The organism is Halochromatium salexigens (genome assembly GCF_016653295.1).
GTDB lineage: Bacteria > Pseudomonadota > Gammaproteobacteria > Chromatiales > Chromatiaceae > Lamprobacter > Lamprobacter salexigens.
In genome coordinates this window covers 1-3,518 of the sequence record NZ_NHSF01000044.1, presented here as the reverse complement: position 1 = coordinate 3,518, position 3,518 = coordinate 1, and the positions used below count along the sequence as shown (strand labels likewise).

General features: G+C 65.8%; 2 protein-coding genes. One reads left to right on the top strand and one right to left on the bottom strand.

Features of this window, described 5'->3' with window-relative positions:
• Positions 1–601 precede the first annotated feature (601 nt).
• Positions 602–2,077: a transposase gene (locus CCR82_RS06465; RefSeq protein WP_242513306.1), complete on the bottom strand. Its 1,476-nt coding sequence runs from the start codon at positions 2,075–2,077 to the stop codon at positions 602–604.
• Between the two features lie 300 nt (positions 2,078–2,377).
• Between CCR82_RS06465 and CCR82_RS06460 the strand changes: the two genes are divergently transcribed.
• Positions 2,378–3,518, top strand: a 1,141-nt coding sequence (locus CCR82_RS06460; protein ID WP_201244583.1) for a conserved phage C-terminal domain-containing protein, incomplete at its 3' end; no start/stop codon positions are given.

The following is a 3,518-nucleotide window of genomic DNA, read 5'->3' as shown; positions in this document are numbered from 1 at the left end:
GGCCATGGTGACCCCGGGGGTGGGTTCAGGCTGAGCCCAAAACGGGCGGATGCTGAACGAAATGGATATAAAACGCCCCCACTGAACGCGCGCCGCGCGCGAAGCCTGCGCGCGCCGGGCCACGCGGCCGCCGCAAGGCCGGCTGACTCGGCGCCGTCGGGCCGGGCCTGCGCGCGCGGTCGCGGCCAGGGGAGGAGGGGGGATAAAAAAAGTCGCACCGGGGGCTCGACAGCCTCGAGCCGATGCGGCTAGGATAGGTGCCACTGTCGCGGGGGTGCTGGTAACACCTCACCGCGTCAAGCCCCGACTGACGCAGAGTCGAGCGCACCAGTGGCCAGCGGTATTCTAGCAAAAAGCCCATCCTCTCGGGATGGCGTCTGCACACCGAGACATTTGCGCTGTAGAGATTTCGGCCGCCCAGCCCCTGCAGCGCCAGAGCGATTCCGCTGGCGGAGCAGCGCGAACTAGGCTTCCAAAGCGCACGGGAGCGCCACCAGGCCCTTCAGGTGAGAGCCATTCTCATCGCTCGCGAATCATAGGCAAGCGCCACCCTCGGGAGCCTTGCCCCGATCCAAAACCGACGGCTTGAGCGGAGGTCGAGCTAGCCCGTCGCGGGGATCGGCTGCACCAGCGAGCGCATCTGCTCGGGACGGCCTTGTCGGACATGGCCCAGCGCCATGGCCATCATCACCGCGATGGCCAAGCCGACGCGGGTGGTCATCTTGGCGATGCCGCGGATGAAATGCAGCTCAAAGCCGAAGTGGCGATCGATGCGGTTGTTGATACGCTCCAAGGCACTGCGGCGGTGGTAGCCACGCTGCCAACTGGGGCTGCCGTGCGGTGTGGGGACGAAGATGCGCCGATCCTGTTCATCGAGCTTGATGCGCACCACGCGCCCAAACTCCCCGGGCGTCACCCCACCGGCCTGATGGCACTGGGCCTGACCTTGGCACTCTAGGCCATAGGCAGCGGCCGGGCAGCGGTACTTGAGGGCGTTGCGAGCGTCCTCGAAGCCCTGAAAGGCCAGCTCGCGGTGCTCACCCGTGGCGGGGCAGACGCACTGAACCGAGCCCTTTTCGGTATGCACGATCGTGTCGGCCCGCTCGGGATTGAGGGGGCGGGTGATCGGCTTGGAGGGGTCATAGTCCGGGTCGTTCTTCTCCTCACGCCACAGCTCACGGGTGTCGATCAATGGGCGGATGGCGTAGTCATCCCACAGGAGGGCCTTGGTCTCGGCGCTATCGAGCCCGCGATCGGCGCTGAAATCCCGGCAGCGTTCAGCCAACGCCGGGGTCTCGCTGAACAGGTCGCGGATCATCGCGCGCAAGGTCGGCTGTTCCGACACCGAGGCGGGCGTGAGCTCAAACGCCACCGGGATCTCATACTGGGTATCGGCGATCAGGTGCAGCCCATAGCCGAACCAGCGCTTGATCTTTTTCCAGGCCTTGCCGGTGGCGGCATCAACGCCTTGGGTTTCGTGATGGCCCCAATCGGCATCGGGGTCGGAGGTCTGAGCGCTCGTGCGATCTTTCTGACCGGTGCTGTGACTGGCAATGTCGGTGCCATCGAAGCCGAGATGCTGGCCGAAGTCGGGCAGCACCGCCATGAGCTGCTCGCGCAGGATCACCGCCATCTCACTGATCATGCCAAGCGACGCTTCGAGTTCGATGACCTTGGCCAGAAAGCGCGAGACGTTCCAGCTCGAGGGCACCGCGTGGACCGGCTCCAAGGGGACTGGCACCTCAATGCGCGAGACGCCTGTGTCGGGATCAGTAACGATCCGGGCGTTGGGCTTGCGCTGAATCGGCAGCGGGTCGAAGCCGCAGGCCTCCATGAGGCTGGGATTGCGGGCGAGCTCGCGCAGCAGCGACTCGATGCTTGGATGCTGGAAGACAATACCGGCAAGCAGGGCGTTCCACATCGGGCGCACCGGATAGTCGTTGCGCCCGTGTTGGCGCAATACCTCGAGGTATTGCACCAGGCGCTCATCGGGGAGATGATCGATCACCAGCTGCAGGCGATCGAGGTCGCTGCGCGCCTCGATCGCGTCCCAGGAAAACAGGTTCGTTTGTGTCATGGTCACCAAGGGGTTTCTCCTCTTCAGGGGTGTCGTCTCGACAACGACAATGATCCCTTGGTGGCCGCCCTTTTTCATCCCCTGCGGGACGGCTGGGGTGATTTTTCCCCTTCTCGGCCGAGCGTCACGCGCAAGTCATTGATTGTTCGTTCGCCGCTGGGGTAAACGAAATTTTTAACGGTTTGAAGAACGATTCAATTCAGGGGGTTAGAGACTGCGCAAATGTCTCACACCGCGTCCAGCTGTGATCTCACCCGTTCAGTCGGTGGTCTCCACCCCTGTTCGATTTGGAGATTACCGATGGTCCAATCCGCCACCGTTCCTCAGTTCGCCACTTCGCCCGTGGATATCCTGCGCTGGCAGCGCGCGCTGTGCGCCGAGCCTGCGTTGACCCACGCCGCGCGCTCGGTCGCCACCTCGCTGTCGCACTTCATCAATTCCAAGAGCGGTCTCGCCTGGCCCTCGCTGCGCACGCTGGCGAAAAAGTCCATGAGTTCGCTCAGTTCGGTCAAGCGCGCGCTCAAGCAGCTCGCGACGCTGGGCTTCTTGCAGATCGAGCCGGGTGGCTGCCGGCGCACCAATCGCTATCGCGCGGTGTTGCGGCGCGCGGCGCCGCAGAGCGTGCAGGGCGGTCAGGTCGATCAGGCGGTGCAGGCGGCACCGCCGGTGCAGGCTGCGCAGCCCGTTCAGGCCGTGTTGCCGGTGACCACCGAGCCGGCACCGGTGACGGAGCGGTTGGCGCCAGACGTGACCGCGCCGGCTGCGGCGATGGCACCATCGACGCCGGCGACACCCGCCATGCCTGTCGCACCGGCTGCGCCTGCTGCACCCGCCGCACCTGTCGCGCCCGCCGCACCTGTCGCGCCCGCCACACCTGCTGCTGCACCTACCGCGCACGCTGCACCTGCCGTACCTGCCGTACCTGCCACGAACGCTGCACCTGCTACTGCGCCTGCTGCCGCTGCCGCGCCCGCTGCGCCGGCCAAACAGGCGGCATCCAGCCAACGCCCGTTCGATGCCAGCGAGATCACCCGCGTGATCGATCATCTCAACGAGCGCGCCGGCACCTGCTTCCCGAGCACCCCCGGCACCGAGAGCTATCGCCTCACCTACCACGCCCTGCGCATGCAAACGCCCGAGACGCTCTGCGCGGTGATCGATCTCAAAACACGCCAGTGGCGCGACACCGAGCGCGCCCGCTATCTGCGCCCGGCGACGCTGTTTGCCCCGGAGAAGCTCGAGAATTATCTCTCCGAGGTCCATCAGCGCCGCGCCCAGGCCGCGCGCCATCGCCCCAGCGCCGCTTCACGTGCCGCCCAGGCCGCAGCGAACCGTGTGCCCGCAAGCACACCGCCGACGCACCGCGAGCCGCCACCACCGGACAGGCCTCCGAAACATGTGAGTGCCCATTTCGATGAGCTGTTCAAGATCCTCGGCAAGA

What these genes read in the sequence shown, in the direction of transcription:
- CCR82_RS06465 (WP_242513306.1), bottom strand. Translation starts at nt 2,077, where the DNA reads ATGACACAAACGAACCTGTTTTCCTGGGACGCGATCGAGGCGCGCAGC.